The 20,750-nt window shown below is 66.5% G+C and carries 22 protein-coding genes; 10 read left to right on the forward strand and 12 right to left on the reverse strand.

Going from position 1 to position 20,750, the window contains the following annotated elements; all coding sequences use genetic code 11:
- The first annotated feature begins 260 nt into the window (after positions 1-260).
- The 5 genes from rnr (at position 261) to rpmG (ending at position 5,313) form a co-directional block, all read left to right on the forward strand.
- Positions 261-2,555: a ribonuclease R gene (gene rnr, locus L0966_RS03055; RefSeq protein ID WP_234050813.1), complete on the forward strand. Its 2,295-nt coding sequence runs from the start codon at positions 261-263 to the stop codon at positions 2,553-2,555.
- Positions 2,556-2,568: 13 nt separating this feature from the next.
- Positions 2,569-3,075, forward strand: a complete 507-nt coding sequence (locus tag L0966_RS03060) for a DUF983 domain-containing protein (protein ID WP_234050364.1) — start codon at positions 2,569-2,571, stop codon at positions 3,073-3,075.
- Complete coding sequence (locus tag L0966_RS03065; protein WP_234050365.1) at positions 3,072-3,806, forward strand: NUDIX hydrolase; 735 nt, start codon at positions 3,072-3,074, stop codon at positions 3,804-3,806. The genes L0966_RS03060 and L0966_RS03065 overlap by 4 nt, the downstream gene beginning before the upstream one ends.
- A 16-nt stretch (positions 3,807-3,822) precedes the next feature.
- Positions 3,823-5,013 carry an MFS transporter gene (locus L0966_RS03070; RefSeq protein WP_234050366.1) on the forward strand — a complete coding sequence of 397 codons (1,191 nt, stop codon included), beginning with the start codon at positions 3,823-3,825 and terminating at the stop codon, positions 5,011-5,013.
- Between the two features lie 132 nt (positions 5,014-5,145).
- Positions 5,146-5,313 carry a 50S ribosomal protein L33 gene (gene rpmG, locus L0966_RS03075; RefSeq protein WP_234050367.1) on the forward strand — a complete coding sequence of 56 codons (168 nt, stop codon included), beginning with the start codon at positions 5,146-5,148 and terminating at the stop codon, positions 5,311-5,313.
- A gap of 973 nt (positions 5,314-6,286) precedes the next feature.
- Here the strand turns inward: rpmG and L0966_RS03080 are convergent.
- Complete coding sequence (locus L0966_RS03080; protein WP_234050368.1) at positions 6,287-6,655, reverse strand: response regulator; 369 nt, start codon at positions 6,653-6,655, stop codon at positions 6,287-6,289.
- 88 nt (positions 6,656-6,743) lie between these two features.
- Here L0966_RS03080 and L0966_RS03085 point away from each other — a divergent pair, with 88 nt between their 5' ends.
- From L0966_RS03085 to purB, 3 genes are all read left to right on the forward strand, one after another.
- Positions 6,744-7,070, forward strand: coding sequence for a DUF3572 domain-containing protein (locus L0966_RS03085; RefSeq protein ID WP_234050369.1), 327 nt, complete (start codon positions 6,744-6,746; stop codon positions 7,068-7,070).
- Between the two features lie 63 nt (positions 7,071-7,133).
- Entirely contained in the window at positions 7,134-8,426 is a 1,293-nt protein-coding gene (locus L0966_RS03090; protein ID WP_234050370.1) for a DNA polymerase IV, read from the forward strand.
- Between the two features lie 106 nt (positions 8,427-8,532).
- Positions 8,533-9,840: an adenylosuccinate lyase gene (gene purB, locus L0966_RS03095; protein WP_234050371.1), complete on the forward strand. Its 1,308-nt coding sequence runs from the start codon at positions 8,533-8,535 to the stop codon at positions 9,838-9,840.
- Positions 9,841-9,931: 91 nt separating this feature from the next.
- Here purB and L0966_RS03100 read toward each other — a convergent pair whose 3' ends face one another.
- The 7 genes from L0966_RS03100 to purC form a co-directional block, all read right to left on the reverse strand.
- Entirely contained in the window at positions 9,932-10,249 is a 318-nt protein-coding gene (locus tag L0966_RS03100) for a hypothetical protein (protein ID WP_234050372.1), read from the reverse strand.
- Between the two features lie 4 nt (positions 10,250-10,253).
- A complete protein-coding gene (gene grxD / locus L0966_RS03105; protein WP_234050373.1) occupies positions 10,254-10,592 on the reverse strand; it encodes a Grx4 family monothiol glutaredoxin in 339 nt (112 codons plus the stop codon).
- Between the two features lie 180 nt (positions 10,593-10,772).
- The gene (locus L0966_RS03110; RefSeq protein WP_234050374.1) at positions 10,773-11,012 is read right to left on the reverse strand and encodes a BolA family protein; all 240 of its coding nucleotides are present in this window, start codon (positions 11,010-11,012) and stop codon (positions 10,773-10,775) included.
- A gap of 28 nt (positions 11,013-11,040) precedes the next feature.
- Complete coding sequence (purL, locus tag L0966_RS03115) at positions 11,041-13,251, reverse strand: phosphoribosylformylglycinamidine synthase subunit PurL (RefSeq protein ID WP_234050375.1); 2,211 nt, start codon at positions 13,249-13,251, stop codon at positions 11,041-11,043.
- Positions 13,252-13,279: 28 nt separating this feature from the next.
- Positions 13,280-13,978 carry a phosphoribosylformylglycinamidine synthase subunit PurQ gene (purQ, locus tag L0966_RS03120; protein WP_234050376.1) on the reverse strand — a complete coding sequence of 233 codons (699 nt, stop codon included), beginning with the start codon at positions 13,976-13,978 and terminating at the stop codon, positions 13,280-13,282.
- A gap of 282 nt (positions 13,979-14,260) precedes the next feature.
- Positions 14,261-14,500, reverse strand: coding sequence for a phosphoribosylformylglycinamidine synthase subunit PurS (gene purS, locus L0966_RS03125; protein WP_234050377.1), 240 nt, complete (start codon positions 14,498-14,500; stop codon positions 14,261-14,263).
- Between the two features lie 165 nt (positions 14,501-14,665).
- Positions 14,666-15,460, reverse strand: a complete 795-nt coding sequence (purC, locus tag L0966_RS03130; RefSeq protein ID WP_234050378.1) for a phosphoribosylaminoimidazolesuccinocarboxamide synthase — start codon at positions 15,458-15,460, stop codon at positions 14,666-14,668.
- A gap of 412 nt (positions 15,461-15,872) precedes the next feature.
- Between purC and L0966_RS03135 the strand changes: the two genes are divergently transcribed.
- Positions 15,873-16,193: a DUF1476 domain-containing protein gene (locus tag L0966_RS03135; protein WP_234050379.1), complete on the forward strand. Its 321-nt coding sequence runs from the start codon at positions 15,873-15,875 to the stop codon at positions 16,191-16,193.
- Positions 16,194-16,303: 110 nt separating this feature from the next.
- Here L0966_RS03135 and rpsD read toward each other — a convergent pair whose 3' ends face one another.
- Positions 16,304-16,921 (reverse strand): 30S ribosomal protein S4, encoded by a 618-nt coding sequence (gene rpsD, locus L0966_RS03140; RefSeq protein ID WP_234050380.1) that lies wholly within the window; start codon positions 16,919-16,921, stop codon positions 16,304-16,306.
- 309 nt (positions 16,922-17,230) lie between these two features.
- Here rpsD and L0966_RS03145 point away from each other — a divergent pair, with 309 nt between their 5' ends.
- The gene (locus tag L0966_RS03145; RefSeq protein ID WP_234050381.1) at positions 17,231-17,944 is read left to right on the forward strand and encodes a type 1 glutamine amidotransferase; all 714 of its coding nucleotides are present in this window, start codon (positions 17,231-17,233) and stop codon (positions 17,942-17,944) included.
- 27 nt (positions 17,945-17,971) lie between these two features.
- On the opposite strand, the gene L0966_RS03150 is transcribed toward L0966_RS03145, so the two are convergent.
- From L0966_RS03150 to L0966_RS03160, 3 genes are all read right to left on the reverse strand, one after another.
- On the reverse strand, positions 17,972-19,231 hold the full coding sequence (locus L0966_RS03150) for a lytic murein transglycosylase (protein WP_234050382.1): 1,260 nt from the start codon (positions 19,229-19,231) through the stop codon (positions 17,972-17,974).
- Positions 19,232-19,249: 18 nt separating this feature from the next.
- Entirely contained in the window at positions 19,250-20,122 is an 873-nt protein-coding gene (gene murI / locus L0966_RS03155; RefSeq protein ID WP_234050383.1) for a glutamate racemase, read from the reverse strand.
- 81 nt (positions 20,123-20,203) lie between these two features.
- On the reverse strand, positions 20,204-20,524 hold the full coding sequence (locus L0966_RS03160; RefSeq protein ID WP_234050384.1) for a 2Fe-2S iron-sulfur cluster-binding protein: 321 nt from the start codon (positions 20,522-20,524) through the stop codon (positions 20,204-20,206).
- Positions 20,525-20,750 lie beyond the last annotated feature (226 nt).

Consider the following 20,750-nt stretch of genomic DNA (forward strand, 5'->3'; position numbering starts at 1 on the left):
CTTCCAAGCACCTGCGCGGACGCGTTTTCCGCACGCGGCGGGGTTTCCCGCATCGTCTGAAAATGCTCTGGCTCCGCGCGGGCGTTCCGGATAGCGTCGGCCATCCCCACGGAAGCTGAGCCTTGCCGAAACGCCCCACGAAAACCTCATCGCGCCCCGCCCCCTCGCGCGCCGGCAAAACCCGCGCCGGCCGCAAGCGCGCCGCCGATGCTCATCTGGGCGCCGACGCCTTGGTGTTCGCCCCGCGCGCCACGGGGGAAATGCCCACTAAGAAGGAGGTGCTGGCCTTCATCGCCAGCCAGAGCGGCACCGTCGGCAAGCGTGAGATCGCCCGTGCCTTCGGCCTTTCGGCCGCCCAGAAGGTGGAGCTGAAGGAGCTGCTGCGCGACCTGTCGGACGAGGGCACGGTGGAACGGCGCAGCCGCAAGCTGCACGTGCCCGGCGCCCTGCCCGGCGTGGTGCTGGCGGACATCGTGACCCGCGATGCCGATGGCGAGCTGGTCGCCGTGCCGGTGGAGTGGGACAGCGAGGAGCACGGGGACGCGCCCCGCATCATCCTCCAGGCGCCGCGCCACACCGCCCGAAACCGTGGCCCCGCGCCCGGCCTTTCAGACCGCGCCCTGGTGCGCATCGTGGAAGGCTCCGGCGAGACCTATGTGGGCCGGGTCATCAAGGTGCTGGAGAAGGCCCGCAAGCAGACCCTGGGCATTTTCCATGCGCTGCCCCAAGGCGGCGGGCGCATCGTGCCCATCGACAAGAAGGCCCATGGCCGCGAGCTGCAGATCCCGCCGGGCGCCGAGCACGAGGCCGAGGATGGCGACCTCGTGGCGGTGGAGCTCATGCGCCAGCGGGTGTTTGGCCTGCCCACGGCGCGGGTGAAGGAACGGCTCGGCTCGCTCAAGAGCGAGAAGGCGGTGAGCCTCATCGCCCTGCACGCCCACGGCATTCCCCACCAGTTTCCCGATGCGGTCACGCGCGAGGCGGAAGCGGCCAAGAAGGTCACCGCCCGCGGCCGGGAGGACTGGCGCAAGCTGCCCCTCGTCACCATCGACCCGCCCGACGCGAAGGACCATGACGACGCGGTGCACGCGGTCGCGGACGAAGACCCGGACAATGCCGGCGGCTTCATCGTCACCGTCGCCATCGCCGACGTGTCCACTTATGTGCAGCCCGCCTCCGCGCTGGACCGGGAGGCCCTCATTCGCGGCAATTCGGTCTATTTCCCGGACCGTGTTGTGCCCATGCTGCCGGAGCGGATCTCCAACGATCTGTGCTCCCTGCGGCCCGACGAAGACCGGCCGGCCCTGGCGGTGCGCATGGTCATCGGCAAGGATGGGCGCAAGAAGAGCCACGCCTTCCACCGCATCATGATGCGCTCGGCCGGCAAGCTCGCTTATGCCCAGGCCCAGGCCGCCATCGAGGGGCGGGGCGACGACACCACGGACCCATTGCTGGAAAAGGTGCTGAAGCCCCTTTACGCGGCCTATGAGTGCGTGAAGCGGGCGCGCGACAACCGCCAGCCCCTCGATCTGGACCTTCCCGAGCGCAAGATCCTGCTCAATCCCGACGGCACGGTGGACAAGGTGGTGGTGCCGGATCGGCTGGATGCGCACCGGCTCATCGAGGAATTCATGATCCTGGCCAACGTGGCCGCCGCCGAGACGCTGGAGGACAAGCGCACGCCGCTGATCTACCGCGTGCATGACACCCCCTCGCTGGAAAAGCTCTCGGCCCTGCGCGACTTCCTGAAGACGCTCGACATCGCCTTGCCGAAAATCGATACCGTGCGTCCCTCCCACCTCAACCGCATCCTCGCGCTGGTGAAGGACACGGACGCGGCGCCGCTGGTGAACCAGGTGATTTTGCGCAGCCAGTGCCAGGCCGAATATTCCTCCGAGAATTACGGCCATTTCGGCCTCAACCTGCGCCGCTACGCCCACTTCACCTCGCCCATCCGCCGCTATGCGGACCTTGTGGTGCATCGCGGGCTCATCCGCGCCATGGGCTTCGGCAAGGACGGCCTGCCGGAGGACGCGACGGCGGAGAGCCTGGGCGAGGTGGCCGCCGCCATCTCCGTCACCGAGCGGCGGGCCATGGCGGCGGAGCGGGAAACCATCGACCGGCTCATTGCCCATCATCTCGCCAACCAGATTGGCGCGGTGTTCAAGGGGCGCATCAATGGCGCCACCAAAGCCGGCCTGTTCGTCTCCCTCGACGAGACGGGGGCGGACGGCTTTGTGCCGGCCGCGACCATCGGCGCCGATTATTACCGCTTCGACGAGGCGCGCCAGGCGCTGGTGGGCGAGCGCACCGGGGAAATGCACCGCATCGGCGACCGGGTGGAGGTGCGCCTGGTGGAGGCTGCGCCGGTCGCGGGCGCGCTTCGGTTTGAGCTGTTGTCCGAAGGGACGTATGTAAAGGGTGCGCGCGGGCGGCCCGGACCGTTGCGCCGTTCCGCAGGAATGAAAAAAGGCCCTGGCCGTGCGGCGCCCCGCGCCGGCGGACCTGGGGGCAAGACGGGCGGGAGGAAACCCGGCGGAAGCCGGAAAGGATAGGGCGAACCCGTCCATGACACTGACAGTGACGACGCGGGCCATGCCGCCCGCCCCTCTGGGGCCACAGGCCCCGCCCCAGCTGCCGCCACGCGCGGTCACGCCCTCTCTGCTGCGCGGCGCGCGCGGCCTGTGCCCGGCCTGCGGCACCGGCCGCCTCTATGCCCGCTACCTGAAGATCTCGCCCTTCTGCGGGCAATGCGGCGAGGAGCTTTACCATCACAGGGCGGACGATGCCCCGCCTTACGCCGTCATCCTGGCGGTGGGCCACATCGTGGTGCCGCTGCTGGTGGTGGTGGAAGAGCTGTTCCAGCCGCCCGTATGGGCCCATCTGGCGCTCTGGCTGCCGCTCACGCTGGTGTTGAGCCTGGTTCTGCTGCCGCCCGTGAAGGGCATGCTGGTGAACCTGCAATGGGCCTTGCGCATGCATGGCTTCGACGCCACCAGCCCGGAACGCGAGCTTCCGCCCGACGGCGCTGAGCGCCCCCTTCCCTCTTCCGCAGCGGCCTCTTTCGCACCATGACCGATTTCGCCACCCGTCTCACCGCCGCCGAGCGGAACCAGAACTCCCCCAACGTGCGGCCCAAGGATGCCGCGACGCTGATTCTCGTGGACCGCGCGGGCAAGGCGCCGCGCGTGCTCATGGGCCGGCGCAACCCCAGCCTCAAGTTCATGCCGAACATGTTTGTGTTCCCCGGCGGCCGGCTGGAGAAATTCGACAAGGCCATGCCCGTCTACGGCATCGTCGATCCGGACAGCGAGCGGCGCCTGATGCAAAGCGTGCAGCGGCCCACCCTCGGCCGGGTGCGCGGGCTGGCGGCCGCCGCCATCCGCGAGATGTATGAGGAAACCGGCCTCATGGTCGGCACCAAGGACCTCGGCGCCCCCGAAGCGCCCTGCGATGACTGGCGGGCCTTCGAATCGCACGAGGTGTTCCCCAACCTGGAAGCCCTCACCTTCGTGGCCCGGGCCATCACCCCGCCGCGGCGGCCGAGACGCTTCGACACGCGCTTCTTCGTTGCCGATGCCGGCGCGGTGTGCGACGAGGAGCCGGGCAAGGTCGGTGAAAACTCCGAGCTGGTGGACCTGAAGTGGCTCACCTTCGACGAGACGAAGGCCGAGGACCTGCCCACCGTTACCCGCGTGGTGCTGGAGGAATTGGCGGCCCGCATCGAGGCGGGCTTCCATCATCGCCTTCCCGTTCCCTCCTACGCCATGCGGCACGGCCAATTCGTACGCACGCTTCTCGACTGACCGGACTTTTTTCCTGATGCACGCCCCAAATGCGGTCCCCGCTCAAAAGACGAGCTGGAGGGCCTCGATCGCCGCCGCCATCTCCGCCATCACGGTGGTCGGGGTGGGGATCAGCCTCTCCATCCCCCTCTTGGCGCTGGAACTGGAATCGCGGGGCGTGTCCGGCACCCTCATCGGGGTGAACACGGCGGTGGCGGGCATCGCCACCGTCGCCACGGCGCCCTTCATCCCCCAATTGGTGCGGTGGCTTGGGGTGCGGGCGCTGCTGGTGGTCTCCATCGCGCTATGCGCGGCGAGCCTTCTGGCCTTCAAGGCTGTCGAATCGTTCGTCCTGTGGTTTCCGCTGCGATTCGTGCTGGGCGCGGCCCTGTGCGTGCTGTTCGCGGTCAGCGAGTTCTGGATCAATGCGGTGGCCCCGCAGCACCGGCGCGGCCTCATCATGGGCATCTACGCCACAGCCCTCTCGGTTGGCGCGGCCCTTGGCCCGGTGATCCTCAGCGTCACCGGCACCGTGGGCTGGCCGCCTTACCTCGCGGGCGCGGTGGTGCTTTGCCTGGGCGCCATCCCCATCCTAATGGCGCGCGGCATGACGCCGAGCATCCATGATGGCGAGCACCACGGGGTGCTCTCCTTCCTGCGCAAGTCGCCCACGGCCCTCATGGCCGCGCTGGTCTTCGGCGCCATGGAAACCTCGGTGATGAGCTTCCTGCCCGTCTATGGCGTGCGCCTGGGCATGGGCGACAGCGACGCCACCTTGCTGCTGACGGTGGCGGTACTGGGCAATGTGGCGTTCCAGATTCCTCTTGGCCTGATCTCGGACCGCGTGGACCGGCGGGTATTGCTGTTCATCTGCTCGCTGGTCGGCACCATCGGCGCGGCGATTCTGCCACAGCTGCCGGTGGATGGCGTGCCCTTCCTTGCGGCGGTGTTCCTGGCCACGGGCGTGGTGGGCTCGCTTTATACGGTGGGGCTGGCGCATCTGGGCGCGCGATTCCACGGCGCCAACCTCGCGTCCGCCAATGCCGCCTTCGTGATGTTCTACTCGCTCGGCCTCATCGTCGGGCCGCCCGTCGCAGGCCAGGGCATGGACCTCTACAACCCCTATGGCTTCGCCTATGTCATCGCGGCCATGCTGGGCGGCTATGCGCTGCTGGTGGCGGTGCGCCTGATGGTCGGCAATGAGGCGCTGAAGCCGCGCGGGCCTTGACAATGAAGGGCTGTTAAGGGCATTTCGGCGTATACGAGCCGCCGGTCCGGCAGCGCGTGCGTGTTTCTTTTTGCCGGCATTCGGCTTGCGCGCCAGGAATTGCGCGCCACCAGCGGCACCAGGGATCAAGATATGGCCAAGGCTGCAACCATCAAGATCAAGCTCCTGTCCAGCGCGGACACGGGCTCCTTCTACGTCACCAAGAAGAACTCCCGTACCAAGACCGACAAGATCGTGCTGAAGAAGTATGACCCGGTCGCCCGCAAGCACGTCGAGTTCCGCGAGACCAAGATCAAGTGATGCGCGCGGGGCCCCGCCCCGCAGTGCTTTCATGAAGGAAAGGGCGCCGCTTCGGCGCCCTTTTCTTTTGCCCCGACCCTCTCTCACTGGTCTTCGGCGCCGTAATGCCTGGACGACCGCTCCGATGCTGCTCACGGCAAGGGTTTGAAGCGCGCCAGGCGATGGCTGCCGCGCGCTCCCGTGTCCCAAGCGAGAAGGCCGCGCAGGGCCCTATAGAATCGATCGATGTGAGCGCTCGGTCGCAGTGCCACAACCAATCGAACCTGTAGCCCATGCGGCGCGGCCGTTTCTGGACCAGCAAATCCCCCATCCGCGCTGCCTCTCGCGCCCGCTAGGGCCGCGTTGGGAGGATTAGGCGCTGGGGATGAAGTCCAGCAGGGACGTGAAGGACAACGCGTCGGGAAGCGTCAACACCGCTGGCGCTTGGGTGCCGATCCGGACACACCCGAAGCGGCGTTGCCGCAGTCACGCTCCGCAAGAGGCAGAGAGCGCGCCCCTCTTCCCGTCTCTGGGATGCCGATGTTGCTTGGATGTCGATCGCTTCGAGCCCAATGCCAGACTTGCGGCGCCGCGCTGCCTGCAGGGCGCTGTGGCCGAGAGGCACACGAAAGCGCGCACAGAGTGGTGCACGGGCTTCATGGCTTGCTTGAAAGGCCTGAATTGGCGAGTGGGAACGGGAATAGGTGGCCGGTGGGGAACGCGCGGGGAGGCCTCCCGTCAGCGCTCACCCACCGGCCAAACCCCACGGACCCAGGAGATGCGGCGGACCTGAGCACTCCGTAGGGTTGTCCCAGATGGACCTGTATCGCCGATGACCTTTGTCGCCGTGGGCAAGCGCTTCTGCCGCATTTTGAAGCGCTGCGCATATGTTGCGACTCGGGCGGTAGCCCATAGCTACCTTTGCGTTAAATCTTAGCGTAACGCCCACCAAAGCGAAAGCTCTCGAATCCAGCTCGCGCAGCAGGAGAGGTTTTCAACCACCGGTAAACTGTTTCACCGTTTCCAGAAATTTGGCCACGGATATGGGCTTGGAAAGATAGGCCTCGCAGCCGCCAGCGCGAATCCGCTCCTCGTCGCCCTTCATGGCGAAGGCGGTGACCGCGACCACGGGGATGGCGCGCAGCTCGGGGTCCGCCTTCAGCTTTCGCGTCACGTCGAGGCCCGAAATCTCGGGCAGCTGGATATCCATGATGATGAGGTCTGGCCGGTGGGCGCGGGCAAGATCCACCGCCTCGACGCCTGTGCGCGTCTCCACGGTGCGGTAGCCATGTGCCTCCAGCAAGTCGTGGAAGAGCTTCATGTTGAGCTCGTTGTCCTCCACGATCATGACTGTCTTCGTCATAGGGCCCATCCCCGCTTGGCGCTTCGCAGCCCGCCGCGAACGTGCTGGAATGGGCAACAGCTAGAGCCCATTCGTTGCGGAAGCGCAAATGCCAATTCAAGAGAAACCCAAGGGCCTTCAAGCCCAGCGTGCAGCAGCCCAGGAAGTTGCCGTGGCCGCCTTGTCCTTCATCGCAGCCGATGGTGAGCGATTGGTGCGATTCCTTGCGGAAACCGGCCTTTCCCCCGCCAATTTGCGCGAGGCCGCGAGCAAGGCCGATTTCGGCGCCGGCGTGCTGGCCTATGTGCTCTCCGATGAGCCGCTTCTGATCGCCTTTGCCGAGTCGCAGCAGCTGACGCCGAAGCATGTGGTGAGCGCCTGCGCCATCCTCACCCCGCACGACGACCCCGATTCGAACGTGCGCCATACCCTCTGAGGAGCGCGCCCTAAGCCCCCGCGCGCCATTGCGCCGGGGCGCTGCCGGCGGCAGAATCGTGCCATGGCCTCCCCTCCCCCAGGCTTCTGCCGCGACTGTCTCACCGATTCCGGCGCAGGCCCGCGCTGCGTCGCCTGCGGCAGCCCGCGCCTGGCCCGACATCCACAGATCGACGAACTCGCCATTGCCCATGTGGATTGCGACGCGTTCTTCGCGGCCGTGGAGAAGCGGGACAATCCGGCGCTGGCGGATGTGCCGCTCATCATCGGCGGCGGCAAGCGCGGCGTGGTTTCCACCGCCTGCTACATTGCCCGCATCGCGGGGGTGCGCTCGGCCATGCCCATGTTCAAGGCCAAGGCCCTGTGCCCCGATGCCGTGGTGCTGCCGCCGAACATGGAGAAATACCGCATCGCCGGCCGCCAGGTCCGCGCCATGATGCAGGCGCTGACACCTCTCGTGGAGCCGCTCTCCATCGATGAGGCCTTCCTCGACCTCTCGGGCACGCAGGCCCTGCACGGCCTCAGCCCCGCGCGCACCCTTGCCCGCTTCGCGCAGGACGTTGAACGGCAGGTGGGGATCAGCGTTTCCGTCGGTCTCGCGCCCAACAAGTTCCTGGCCAAGACCGCATCTGACCTCGACAAGCCCCGCGGCTTCTCCGTTCTGGGTTCTCTGGAGGCCGCCGCGTTCCTGGCCCCGCGGCCGGTCACCTTCATCTGGGGCGTGGGCGCCGCCTTCGGCTCGCGGCTCAATCGCGACGGGTTCCACACCATTGCCGACCTGCAGCGCGCCGACGCCACCGATCTTGCCCGGAGGTATGGCGCCGAAGGCCTGCGACTGGCGCGGCTGGCGCGGGGAATCGACACCCGGGTGGTGGAGCCCGACCGGGAGGCCAAGAGCGTTTCGGCGGAAACCACCTTCGACACCGATATCGGCGGGCTGCGACCGCTGGAGCAGACGCTTTACGGCCTCGCCGAGGAAGTCAGCTCGCGCTTGAAGAAGGGGGAGATCGCCGGCCGCACCGTGACACTGAAGCTGAAGACGGCGGATTTCCGCCTGCGCACCCGCTCCCGCACGCTGGACAGCGCCACCTGCCTGGCCGGCCGCATCTATGCCCAGGCCCATGAGCTGCTGCAAAAGGAGGCTGACGGCACGCGCTTCCGCCTGATCGGCGTGGGCGTTTCCGAGCTGTGTCCGGCCAGCGAGGCCGATCCTGCCGACCTGGTCGACACCGGAACGGAGCGCCTGAAGGCGACCGAGAGCGCCATGGATGCCCTGACGGCCAAGTTCGGCCGTGGCGTGGTCTCGCGCGGGCTGATGCTGGGCTCCGACCATGGCGGCCGGCGCAAGGGGCGTTGAGCGCCGGGTTGAGCAATGCGTTTGCCCCCCATCCGCGGCGGGCGCTACTCTTTCCCGTCACGATCTGCTAGATCGCACCCTCGCCTGAGATTTCACGAGTGATGCGATGATCCCCCGTTATAGCCGGCCGCAGATGGCCGACATCTGGTCGCCGGAAGCCCGCTTCCGCATCTGGTTCGAGATCGAGGCCCACGCCGCCGATGCGCTGGCTGATCTCGGCATCGTGCCCAAGGAGGCCGCTGCCAAGATTTGGGAGCTGGGCGGCAAGGCCGAGTTCAACATTGACCGCATCGACGAGATCGAGCGGGAAGTGAAGCACGATGTCATCGCCTTCCTGACCCATCTCGCCGAGTTCATCGGCCCTGAGTCGCGCTTTGTGCACCAGGGCATGACCTCGTCCGACGTGCTGGACACCTGCCTTGCCGTGCAGCTCACCCGCGCCGCCGATCTGCTGATCGCGGATGTGGATGCTCTGCTGAAGGTGCTGGAGCGCCGCGCGTTCGAGTTCAAGCTCACCCCCACGGTGGGCCGCTCCCACGGCATCCATGCCGAGCCCACCACCTTCGGCGTGAAGCTCGCTATCGCAAGTGCCGAGTTCCAGCGTGCCCGCGCCCGGCTGGTGGCCGCCCGCGCGGAGATCTCCACCTGCGCCATTTCCGGCGCGGTCGGCACCTTCGCCCACATCGACCCGCGGGTTGAGGAGCATGTGGCCGCCAAGATGGGTCTCACGGTGGAGCCCGTTTCCACCCAGGTGATCCCGCGCGATCGGCATGCCATGTTCTTCGCCACCCTGGGCGTCGTCGCCTCCTCCGTGGAGCGGCTTGCCGTCGAGGTGCGCCATCTGCAGCGGACCGAGGTGCTGGAAGCGGAAGAGTATTTCTCCGAGGCGCAGAAGGGCTCCTCGGCCATGCCGCACAAGCGCAACCCGGTGCTCACCGAGAACCTCACCGGCCTGGCCCGCATGGTGCGCGCCTACGTGACGCCGGCGCTGGAGAATGTGGCCCTCTGGCACGAGCGCGACATCTCCCACTCGTCCGTCGAACGCATGATCGGCCCCGACGCGACGGTGACCCTGGACTTCGCTCTGGCGCGCCTCACCAGCGTGATGGACAAGCTGGTGGTGCACACCGACAATATGCAGAAGAACATGGACAAGCTGGGGGGCCTCATCCACTCCCAGCGCGTGCTCCTGGCGCTCACCCAGAAGGGCGCGAGCCGCGAGGACGCCTATCGCCTCGTGCAGCGCAACGCCATGAAGGTCTGGCGCGGCGAAGGCGATTTCCGCACCTTCCTGCTGGGCGACGCGGATGTGCGCAAGTATCTGTCCGAAGAGGACATCAACGAGAAGTTCGACCTCGGCTATCACCTGAAGAATGTGGACACCATCTTCAAGCGGGTGTTCGGCCACCTGTGAGGTGAAGCGCGCGTAAAAGAAAAGGCCCGCTTCGAAGCGGGCCTTTTTTGTTTGGGCGCGTGCGCATCAGCGCTCGGCGATCTATGGGCGGCTATAGGGTGCCGATGATCAGGCCGAGGAGCAGCGCGATGACGGGAAGCCAGATCATCGCCAAAGCGAGATCCCGGCGCCCGCGCCGCCACATGGGCCACGCGAGCAAGGGCGAGAGGATGCACACCGCGAGCGTCATCCCCCACCCGGCGATAGCTGCCCCCGCGCCCTGCGCTCCTTCCGGGCCGCCGAACACGAAGCCTGAGATTCCAAGCAACAGCACGACCAGAGCCGCATCGGCCAGAAGGCCGAGGGCGATGGCCACCTTCAGCGCGAGCGGAGCAGCCGGCCCCGGCGCCTGAGCCACATTCTGTGTCACGCGATCAGCCGATGGCCTTGTCGCGGATGGCGACGCCCTTTTCCTGCAGGAGCGGAATCAGCTCGCCTGACTGGAACATCTCGCGGACGATGTCGCAGCCGCCGATGAACTCGCCCTTGATGTAGAGCTGGGGAATGGTCGGCCAGTTCGCATAGTCCTTGATGCCCTGGCGGATCGCGTCATTCTCGAGCACGTTCACGCCCTTGAAGGGAACACCCACGTGGTCGAGAATCTGCACCACCTGGCCGGAGAAGCCGCACTGCGGGAACTGCGGAGTGCCCTTCATGAAGAGGACCACGTCGCCCGACTTGACGATGCCATCGATGTCTTCGCGAATGCCCATGAGATCGAATCCAAGCTGGCGGGCCGAAACATCCGGCCCTCTCGGCTAAAGATCGGCGCTTCGGGCACAAAGTTCAAGGTCCGCGCCGGCTCTGCTCTCGCATCTGCACACCCCAACGAAAATGCCCGGGACAAGCCCGGGCATCAATTCGTCGCCAATGCGGCGGTCAGGACGCGCCTGTCACTTTTGCGCGGGCGCCGCCGTGTGCAGGGCCAGAGCGTGCAGCTCTCCGCCCATGGAGCCCTTCAAGGCCGCGTAGACCATCTGGTGCTGCTGCAGCCGGCTCTTGCCCCGGAAGGCCTCCGAGACGATGCGGGCGGCATAGTGATCCCCGTCCCCCGCCAGGTCCTCGATCATGACCGAGGCGTCGGGAAGAGCGGACTTGATGAGCGCTTCGATGTCGCGGGCCTGCATCGGCATGGCAGTTCGATCCTCCGGAAAAGGGCTGTCAGGACGCGCCCATATAAATGGGCAGCCACGTCTCGTGGCGGTCCCGGAGCGATTCCACAATGATCGAACGGTCGTCGGGCACGATCAAGCGGTCACCGCCGGTCTTCCCAAGCTTCGTTACCGGCACGCCGGCCGCCTGGGCGTGGCGAACGACCTCGCCGGCCTGGCTCGGCGGCACGGTCACAACATAACGGGCCTGATCCTCGCCGAACCACCACGCATTGGCATCCATGCCCTCGGGCGGGGCTTCCAGCGAGGCGCCCATGTGGCCCGCCATGGCCATTTCCGCGATGGCGACGAGGAGGCCACCATCGGAGATATCATGCACCGCGGTCGCGACACCGTCGCGGATCAGCGCGCGCACGAAGTCGCCATTGCGCTTTTCCGCCACCAGGTCCACCGGCGGCGGCGCCCCCTCCTCCCGCTCGCACACCGTGGCGAGGAAGGCGGACGCACCGAGCCAGCCCACGGTCTTGCCGATCAGCAGGATCAGCTCGCCGGAGGCCTTGAAGTCCAGAGTCATGGACTCGGCCAGATTGTCGATAAGCCCCACCCCGCCGATGGACGGCGTGGGCAGGATGGCCTGGCCATTGGTCTCGTTATAGAGGCTCACATTGCCCGAAACGATGGGGAAGTCGAGCGCCTCGCAGGCCGCCCCGATACCCTTCACGCAGGCCACGAACTGACCCATGATTTCCGGCTTTTCGGGATTGCCGAAATTGAGGTTATCGGTGGCGGCGATGGGGGTGGCGCCCACGGCGGTCAGGTTGCGCCACGCCTCGGCCACGGCCTGCTTGCCGCCCTCGAAGGGGCCGGCCTCGCAATAACGCGGCGTCACGTCGGTGGTGAAGGCGAGCGCCTTGGGCCCATCGTCCACCCGCACCACGGCGGCGTCGCCACCGGGCTGCTGCACGGTGTTGCCGAGAATCAGGTGGTCATACTGCTCCCACACCCAGCGCTTGGAGCACAGGTCGGGAGAAGCGATGAGCCGTTCCAGCGCGTCCGCCACGGATGCCGAGGTGCGCACTTCGGACGGAGAAATCATGGGCCGATCTGCCGGCTCCGCGTACGGCCGGTGATATTCCGGCGCCTCGTCGCCCAGCTCCTTGATGGGCAGGTCGGCTTCCACGCGCCCCTTGTGCTTCACCACGAAGCGCAGGGTGTCGGTGGTGTGGCCGACAATGGCGAAATCCAAGCCCCACTTGCGGAAAATAGCCTCGGCCTCGGCCTCCTTGCCGTCGGCGATCACCATGAGCATGCGCTCCTGGCTCTCCGACAGCATCATTTCATAGGCGTTCATGCCCTCTTCACGGCAGGGCACCGCATCAAGATCCAGTTCCACGCCCAGGCCGCCCTTGGCGCCCATCTCGACTGCGGAGCTGGTGAGGCCGGCGGCACCCATGTCCTGGATCGAAACCACGCAGCCCGCCTTCATGATTTCGAGGCAGGCTTCCAGCAGCAGCTTTTCGGCGAAGGGGTCACCCACCTGCACGGTCGGGCGCTTCTCCTCCGCGTCGGCGCCGAACTCGGCCGAGGCCATGGTGGCGCCGTGAATGCCGTCGCGGCCGGTCTTGGAGCCGAGATAGACGATGGCGCGCCCGACGCCCGTGGCCGCCGCGTAGAAAATCTCATCGGTCTTGGCGAGGCCCACGGCCATGGCATTGACGAGGATGTTGCCATTATAGCGCTTGTGGAAGCCCACCGAGCCGCCCACCGTGGGCACGCCGAAGGAGTTGCCATAGCCGCCGATGCCGGCCACCACGCCCGCCAGCAGGCGACGCGTCTTGGCATTGTGGCAATCGCCAAAGCGCAGCAGGTTCAGCGCCGCGATGGGGCGCGCGCCCATGGTGAACACGTCGCGCAGAATGCCGCCCACGCCCGTGCCCGCGCCCTGATAGGGCTCGATGAAGGAGGGGTGGTTGTGGCTCTCCATCTTGAACACGACCGCCTGGCCGTCGCCGATGTCCACCACGCCCGCATTCTCGCCGGGCCCCTGGATCACGCGCGGTCCCTGCGTGGGCAGGGTGCGCAGCCAGACCTTGGAGGACTTGTACGAGCAATGCTCGTTCCACATGGCGGAAACGATGCCGAGCTCGGTGATGCTCGGCTCGCGGCCGATGAGCTTCAGGAAGTGATCATACTCCTCCGGCTTCAGGCCATGCTCGGCCACCAGTTCCGGAGTGATGCGGGGCGTGTTGGGAAGGGTCACAGCGAGTCGATCCGAATTGGGGCGGGCGTCACGCCGCTTTGAGGGCGCCGGCGAGGCTTTCGAACAAGCCGCGCCCGTCGGTCGGGCCGATCTCCGGCTCGATGTAGTTTTCAGGATGCGGCATCATGCCGAGCACGTTGAACTTCTCGGAATAAATGCCGGCAATGCCGTTGATGGAGCCGTTGGGCCCATCGGTCTCGTCGATCTGGCCATCGGGGCGGGCATAGCGGAAGGCAACGCGGCCTTCCTTCTCCAGCTCGGTGATGGTGTCCTCGTCGGCAGTATAATTGCCTTCGCCGTGGGCGACCGGGATGCGGATGAGGTCGCTCTTGCGATAGGCCTTGGTGAAGGCGGTGTCGGCGCGCTCCACCCGCAGCAGTACCTCGCGGCAGACGAAACGCAGGCGCGCATTGCGCACCAGCACCCCCGGCAGCAGGCCCGCCTCGCACAGGATCTGGAAGCCGTTGCAGATGCCCAGCACCAGCCCGCCCTTGGCGGCATGGGCGCGCACTGCATTCATGATGTTGGCACGGGCGGCGATGGCGCCGCAGCGCAGATAGTCACCGTAGGAGAAGCCGCCCGGCAGCACCACGAGATCGGTGCCCGCCGGCAGCTCGTGCTCCGCGTGCCAGACGATGTTCGGCTTGGCGCCAGCGACGAGCTTCAGGGCACGCGCGGCATCCCGCTCACGATTGGAGCCGGGAAAGAGGATGACGGCAGGTTTCATGATCTCTCAATGGGCGTCGGCCAAGGGGCATCGCCACGGGCGGGGCACGCACGGGGGCGGACCGGGACGCCGTGGAGGGGATTTGCAGCCGGCTCGAGGCTGGCTCGGATCGGGCGGAGCAAGGATGGCTGCGCACGCGACTCACTCTGTCCGCGGCGCGCGCCATCGGAAAGGCCCGGAATCTCAAAGCAGACCGGAACCGGGATCCGGCTTTGGCTCAGTTCGCTCGTGACGTCAGCCATGGCGTCCTCTCGGCGGCACCGGGCGCAAGCTTACCACAACTCAGGCAAACTCGATTCGGTAGGTCTCGATCACCGTATTGGCCAGGAGCTTTTCACAGGCTTCCTTCAGCGCCGCTTCGGCCGCGTCACGGTCGTTGCCGGCGAGCTCGACGTCGAAGACCTTGCCCTGGCGCACGCTCTGCACCCCGTTGACACCCAGGGAGCGCAGCGCGCCCTCGATGGCCTTGCCCTGCGGATCCAGCACCGCCGACTTCAGTGTGACGATCACGCGTGCCTTCATGAGACCTTCTCTCGTTTCGCGCGCTCAGCGCGTTTGTTCTCGTCGCGCCCCGTGGGCCTCTGGCTCCAGCGCCTGCGCGGAACGCAAACGGGGGCCTTCACGGCCCCCGCCTAGCATCATTTGCCGCCGGTGCTCAAGGCGCCGGGGCGCCTCACGGCGCATGCCTCACTTGACGAGGACGGGGCCCTTGCCCTGGGTGTTCTCGTTCTCCATGAGGATGCCGAGCCGACGCGCCACTTCCGTGTACGCCTCGACCAGCCCGCCCATGTCGCGACGGAAACGGTCCTTGTCCAGCTTGTCGTTGGACTTGATGTCCCACAGCCGGCACGAATCGGGGCTGATCTCGTCGGCCACGACGATCCGCATCATGTCGTTTTCCCACAGGCGGCCGCATTCCATCTTGAAGTCCACAAGACGGATGCCGACGCCGAGGAACAGGCCGGACAGGAAGTCGTTGACGCGGATCGCAAGCGCGATGATGTCGTCGATTTCCTGGGTGGTGGCCCAGCCGAACGCCGTGATGTGCTCTTCCGACACCATCGGGTCGTTGAGCGCGTCGTTCTTGTAATAAAACTCGATGATCGAGCGGGGGAGCTGGGTCCCCTCCTCGATGCCGAGTCGGGTGGACAGCGAGCCGGCCGCGACATTGCGCACGACGATCTCGAGCGGGATGATCTCCACCTCGCGGATGAGCTGCTCGCGCATGTTCAGCCGTCGGATGAAGTGAGTCGGCACGCCGATATCGTTCAACCGGGAGAAGACATACTCCGAAATCCGGTTGTTCAGCACGCCCTTGCCATCGATGACATCGTGCTTTTTGGCGTTGAAGGCGGTCGCGTCATCCTTGAAGTGCTGGATGAGAGTGCCGGGCTCCGGACCTTCATAGAGGACCTTCGCCTTGCCTTCGTAAATGCGGCGGCGGCGCGACATGGGTGTATACCGTCGATTGAGGAAATCCATGGGTGTGCCAAGGCTCCGTTCTGGTGACGCTCCTCGGCGGGGCGCGGGTGGCTGTTGTGCAGTTCACACCGAACCCGTGTGGACACTAGCCGATCACGAGCCCGGATACAACGCGACTGCGTCAATCATGCAAATGTCGCAGCGATGTCGGAGCAAACGGTATGCCGCTGCCCCCGCCTCGAATTGCGCGGGCCAAGTGCCGTTCCTTGCGGCGTCCAGGCAGATCCTTCGCCAGTTACAATGGTGCGGCGCACCTTGTAGCCGCGACATGGGGCAGCGCTTAACTGCCGTTGATCTAGGGAGAAGTGCCCTATATTCAAGGCACGCGCGCGGGCGACACCTTGCGTTTGCGCACCGTGCTAACCAATCCCGGTCCCAAACCGGTCACCAAATCGTCACGAAGAGGGCTGCCATGACCACGTTCGACAAGCGCGAAGAAGGGTTTGAAAAGCGCTTCGCGCTGGACGAGGAGACCCACTTCAAAGCGCTCGCCCGTCGCAACAAGAAGCTCGGCCTTTGGGCCGCACAAATGCTCGGCCTCTCCGGAGAGGCAGCGGAGGCTTACGCCAAGGAAGTGGTTATCGCCGATATCCAGGAAGCCGGCGACGAAGATGTGTTCCGTAAGCTGCGCGGAGATTTCGACGCCAAGGGCGTTGTCGTGTCCGACCACCAGATTCGCCGGAACATGGAAGAGTTTCTCGCCGCCGCGACCCTTGAGGTGAAAGCGGGCTGAGCGCGGGCATCGCGGGACGGGCCGCAGGCCCGCTCCCGGCCGGCCCCTGTGGACCGCGCCAATAAAAAAGGCCGCCAGAGGCGGCCTTTTTCTTTTTCGTCGCCGATTGCTCAGCGCGAGTAGAACTCGACCACCAGATTCGGTTCCATCTGAACCGGATACGGCACCTCGTTCAGCTCGGGCACGCGGGCGAAACGCACCGCGAGCTTGCCGGCGTCGGCCTCGATGTAATCGGGCACGTCGCGCTCGCCAAGCTGCTGGGCTTCCAGCACCAGGGTCATCTGGCGGGAGGCTTCCTTCACCTCGACCACATCACCCACCTTCACCTGGTAGGAGGGGATGTTGACGCGCTTGCCGTTCACCTTCACGTGACCGTGGGACACGAACTGGCGGGCGGCGAAGATGGTGGGCACGAACTTGGCGCGATACACCACGGCATCCAGGCGGCGCTCGAGGAGGCCGATCAGGTTGGCGCCGGTGTCGCCCTTCATGCGGGAGGCTTCCACGTAGACGGCGTGGAACTGCTTCTCGCCGATGGAGCCGTAATAGCCCTTCAGCTTCTGCTTGGCGCGCAGCTGCACGCCGAAGTCCGACAGCTTGCCCTTACGGCGCTGGCCGTGCTGGCCCGGGCCATACTCGCGGCGGTTCACAGGGCTCTTGGAGCGGCCCCAGATGTTCTCGCCCATACGGCGATCGATCTTGTGCTTGGCCGCAATGCGCTTGCTCATGTAACGCGGATCCTTGAAGTTCTAGTTTGCGTTGGGATCGCGCCCCTCCTCTGCGGAAACGCCGATTCGAAAATCGGTATCGCCGCCGACAGGCTCTTGCAGCGCGCTGCCGCAAGACGCCACGGGTGCGTGAAACGCCAAACGGGCCACTTTGGGCCCGAAAGGTCCGCGCCTCATAAGGGCTCGCGCGGGGGAAGTCAATGTTTGCCGCCTTTGCGGTCAGGAATGCGGCCGCCCTGCCCTTCATTTGGCCTTGCGGGCGCACGGCCACCTTTTAGCTTGCACCCGTCCTCACCGGAGCTGCACCCCATGAAGATTCTCGTGTTTCAGCACGTCGCCGCAGAGCACCCCGGCAGCTTCCGCGATCTCATGAAGGCGGACGGAATCAGCTGGCACCCCGTGGAGCTCGATGAGGGGGAGCCCATCCCGCCCCTGGACGGCTTCGACGCGCTGATGGTGTTCGGCGGCCCCATGGATGTGTGGCAGGAGGCCGAGCATCCATGGCTGGTCCCGGAAAAGGCGGCCATTCGCGAATGGGTCGCGAAGGATCGCCCCTATCTCGGCGTGTGCCTCGGCCACCAGCTGCTGGCGGATGCCCTGGGGGGCAAGGTCGGCCTCATGGCGAAGCCGGAAGTGGGCGTGACCGAGGTTTCGCTGACCCAGGCGGGCCAGGCGGCGCCGCTGTTCCAGGGGCTCGCCCCCACCTTCCCCACCTTGCAGTGGCACGGCGCCGCGGTGCTGGAGCTGCCGGCGGGTGCACGTGTGCTGGCGGAAAACGGCCACTGCCCCGTTCAGTCCATCCAGGTGGGCCGCCGGGCCTTCGGCATCCAGTACCATGTGGAGCTGACCGACGCGACGGTGCCCGAATGGGGCGCTATTCCCGAATACCGCTGCGCCCTGGAAGCCATCACCGGCCCCGGAGGCCAGGCGACGCTGGAGGCGGCGACCCGGGAGAAGATGTCCGTGTTCCAAGCCGCGGCGAAGCAGCTCTACGCGAACTTCAAGGCCGTGATCGCGAGCTGACGGTGCCCTTGGCGGCAGGGGCGAGCTTTATCGCCCCTGCCGCAGGGCGGCGAGCACTTCCAGCGAGGCATAGCCATCGGCGGGGTTGATGCCGGCCTTCTGCTGGAAGGCCCGCACCGCGCGCATCGTGGCGGTGCCCACGCGGCCGTCGGTGCCGCCGGTGCTGAAGCCGGCGGCCGTGAGGCGCTGCTGCACTTCCTGCACCTCGGCCAAGCTCAGCGCCCGCTCGCCGCCGGGCCAGGGCGTCACGAATGCCCCCTCCCCCATGATCCGATCGCCCAGATGCACTACGGCTAGGGCGTAATTGGACGAGGGGTTGTAGGAGCGGACCGCATAGAAATTGTGGAACAGCAGCAGGGCCGGCCCGCCGGGCCCACCGGGCAGCCACAAGCGCGCGGGCTCGTCATAGCTGGAGAGTGAGCGGCCATCCACGGTCGTCACCCCCAGGTCGCCCCATTGAGAGAGCGGCCGGCGTGACTTGTTGTCGGCGAAGGCGGTGTTGAAGCCGGCAGGCAGCTTGGCCTCCACGCCCCAGGGCTCGCCGCGGCGATACTTGCCGCGCTTCACCAGATAGTTCGCGGTGCCCGCCAGCGCATCGTCGGGGCGGCCGAAGGGGGAGATGCGGCCATCGCCGTCGAAGTCCACCCCCATGTTGAGCCAGACCTCGGGCATCCATTGGGTGTGGCCCATGGCGCCGGCCCAGGAGCCGGTCATCTCCTGCGGCGTGCCCCAGCCGCGCTGGACGATGACCAGCGCGTTCAGAAGCTCGGCTTCCCAATAGCTGCGGCGCCGGGGATCGCCCCAGGCCAGCGCGGCGAGGGAGGGGAAGATGGGCTTCATGTGCTTGGGATTGTCCAGCACGTCGCCAAACGCGCTCTCCATGCCCCAATAGCCCAGCATCACCCGCCGATCGACGCCGAAGGCCTCCTCGATGCGGCTGAACAGGCCGGCATATTGGCGTGCGCGCTCCTGGCCCGTGGCAATGCGCCAGTCGGAAACGCGGCGGTTGAGATATTGCCAGGTCTGCTCTGTGAATTCCGGCTGCGACCGATCCTGAGCATAGACGCTGGTGTCGGGCTTCAGGCCACGAAACACCGCGTCATAGGTGGCATCATTGATGCCGCGGGCGCGGGCCTTGGCGCGGAACTGCTCCACCCATGCGGGAAACGGCTTGGCCGCCTTCTGCGCCCAGGCGGGGCCGGCACCCAGAAGCCCCGGGACCGCACCCACCAGGGCGCTGCTCAAAAGGCCGAACGAGACGGCACGACGGTCGACCCGAACGGCCATTGACACCTCCCCTTTTAGTCAGCTGGCGACGGCCAGCGGCGCCGCCAGAACTTCCGGCCGCGCCACCGGGCGGCCCATGACGACGGCGATGCGGCGGACATCCAGAGCCCGCGCGGTAGAGTAGACCTGCACCGGCACCTCGCGATCACCGCTCTGCGGAGCGGGCCCAAGAAGCTGGACCACGCGCCGCGCGATGGCGGGCGCGGGATCAACCCACGACACCGGCCAGGGCGCGATCCGCTCCAGGCGCTCCAGCAGCAGCGGGTAATGGGTGCAGGCGAGCACCACGGTGTCGGTGCGCCGCCCCTGGGCGGACACGAAGCAGGGCGCGATCTCGGCGCTGATGGCGGCATCGGGCACATCCTCGCCGGCCAGGGCCGCCTCGGCCAGCGCCGCGAGGCGCACGCTCGGCACCAGGGTCACGTCGCATTGGGCCGCGAATTGCTGGATGAGCCCGGCCGTATAGTCCCGCCGCACGGTGCCGGGCGTCGCCAGGATGCTCACGCGGCCGCTGAGGGAGGCGGCGCAGGCCGGCTTCACCGCCGGAACGGTGCCCACGAATGGAATGGGATAGCGCGCCCTGAGGCTCGGCAGAACGACAGTCGACGCCGTGTTGCAGGCGATCACCACCAGGGCCGGCGCGGTGAGGGCGATGAGGCGCCCCACCACCTCGTTTACCCGCGCGACCAGCGCCTGATCGCTCAAATCACCATAGGGGAAGCCGGCATCATCGGCGGCATAGATGAAATGTGCATCCGGACGGGCACGGGCCACCTCGCGGAACACGGACAGGCCGCCGACACCGGAATCGAACACGAGGATCGTCGGCGCCGGATGGGATGCGGGCAGCACGGCTTGAAATCTCTCGGCAGAAGCTGTGACGGACGTCATGGCTTATCCCCAACGGCGCGGGCGACATTGTGGCGCCGCGCCGTAAAGGAAACATGAGCGCCCCTGCCGCCGGGGGTCTGCTCAGCCCTGGTTCTCGGGCAGGCGCAGCACCAAGCCGTCGAGCTCCGCCGTCAGCTTGATCTGGCAGGAGAGCCGGGAATTGGGCTGCACGTCGCTCGCAAAATCGAGCATGCCCTCTTCCATTTCGGAAGGCTCGCCCACCTTTTCCCTCCACGCGTCATCCACGTAGACGTGGCAGGTGGCGCAGGCACAGGCGCCGCCGCATTCGGCAACAATGCCGGGCACGCCGTTGCGCACGGCGGCTTCCATGGCGGTGGCCCCTTCCGGGGCATCCACCTGGTGGGAGGTTCCGTTGAATTCAATGAAAGTGATCGCGACCATAGATCTGCCGTAACCGCGCCGAATGGATTGGAGGCCCTCCAGGGAGGGGCTGCTGCGCCCTATAGCTCCAACATCCCGCTGAGGCCAGGGCTGAAGCGCGAAGCGAATTAACGATATCTTCATTCTCGCGCCGCGACCGGTTCAAAGCCTTCGCATCCCTGGATAGGATAAGGAAGAGTAAACCATTGCCCTGAGTGCGTGGCCGGCGGCGGCCTCGGCTTCGCAG

Origin of the sequence: Xanthobacter sp. NM-59, assembly GCF_021401125.1 — a bacterium.
Taxonomy (GTDB): Bacteria; Pseudomonadota; Alphaproteobacteria; order Rhizobiales; family Xanthobacteraceae; genus Xanthobacter.

Coding starts and splice junctions, on each gene's coding strand:
- rnr (WP_234050813.1), top strand. CDS start 261: ATGCCCACTAAGAAGGAGGTGCTGGCCTTCATCGCCAGCCAGAGCGGC.
- L0966_RS03060 (WP_234050364.1), top strand. CDS start 2,569: ATGACACTGACAGTGACGACGCGGGCCATGCCGCCCGCCCCTCTGGGG.
- L0966_RS03065 (WP_234050365.1), top strand. CDS start 3,072: ATGACCGATTTCGCCACCCGTCTCACCGCCGCCGAGCGGAACCAGAAC.
- L0966_RS03070 (WP_234050366.1), top strand. CDS start 3,823: ATGCACGCCCCAAATGCGGTCCCCGCTCAAAAGACGAGCTGGAGGGCC.
- rpmG (WP_234050367.1), top strand. CDS start 5,146: ATGGCCAAGGCTGCAACCATCAAGATCAAGCTCCTGTCCAGCGCGGAC.
- L0966_RS03080 (WP_234050368.1), bottom strand. CDS start 6,655: ATGACGAAGACAGTCATGATCGTGGAGGACAACGAGCTCAACATGAAG.
- L0966_RS03085 (WP_234050369.1), top strand. CDS start 6,744: ATGCCAATTCAAGAGAAACCCAAGGGCCTTCAAGCCCAGCGTGCAGCA.
- L0966_RS03090 (WP_234050370.1), top strand. CDS start 7,134: ATGGCCTCCCCTCCCCCAGGCTTCTGCCGCGACTGTCTCACCGATTCC.
- purB (WP_234050371.1), top strand. CDS start 8,533: ATGATCCCCCGTTATAGCCGGCCGCAGATGGCCGACATCTGGTCGCCG.
- grxD (WP_234050373.1), bottom strand. CDS start 10,592: ATGGGCATTCGCGAAGACATCGATGGCATCGTCAAGTCGGGCGACGTG.
- L0966_RS03110 (WP_234050374.1), bottom strand. CDS start 11,012: ATGCCGATGCAGGCCCGCGACATCGAAGCGCTCATCAAGTCCGCTCTT.
- purQ (WP_234050376.1), bottom strand. CDS start 13,978: ATGAAACCTGCCGTCATCCTCTTTCCCGGCTCCAATCGTGAGCGGGAT.
- purS (WP_234050377.1), bottom strand. CDS start 14,500: ATGAAGGCACGCGTGATCGTCACACTGAAGTCGGCGGTGCTGGATCCG.
- purC (WP_234050378.1), bottom strand. CDS start 15,460: ATGGATTTCCTCAATCGACGGTATACACCCATGTCGCGCCGCCGCCGC.
- L0966_RS03135 (WP_234050379.1), top strand. CDS start 15,873: ATGACCACGTTCGACAAGCGCGAAGAAGGGTTTGAAAAGCGCTTCGCG.
- rpsD (WP_234050380.1), bottom strand. CDS start 16,921: ATGAGCAAGCGCATTGCGGCCAAGCACAAGATCGATCGCCGTATGGGC.
- L0966_RS03145 (WP_234050381.1), top strand. CDS start 17,231: ATGAAGATTCTCGTGTTTCAGCACGTCGCCGCAGAGCACCCCGGCAGC.
- L0966_RS03150 (WP_234050382.1), bottom strand. CDS start 19,231: ATGGCCGTTCGGGTCGACCGTCGTGCCGTCTCGTTCGGCCTTTTGAGC.
- murI (WP_234050383.1), bottom strand. CDS start 20,122: ATGACGTCCGTCACAGCTTCTGCCGAGAGATTTCAAGCCGTGCTGCCC.
- L0966_RS03160 (WP_234050384.1), bottom strand. CDS start 20,524: ATGGTCGCGATCACTTTCATTGAATTCAACGGAACCTCCCACCAGGTG.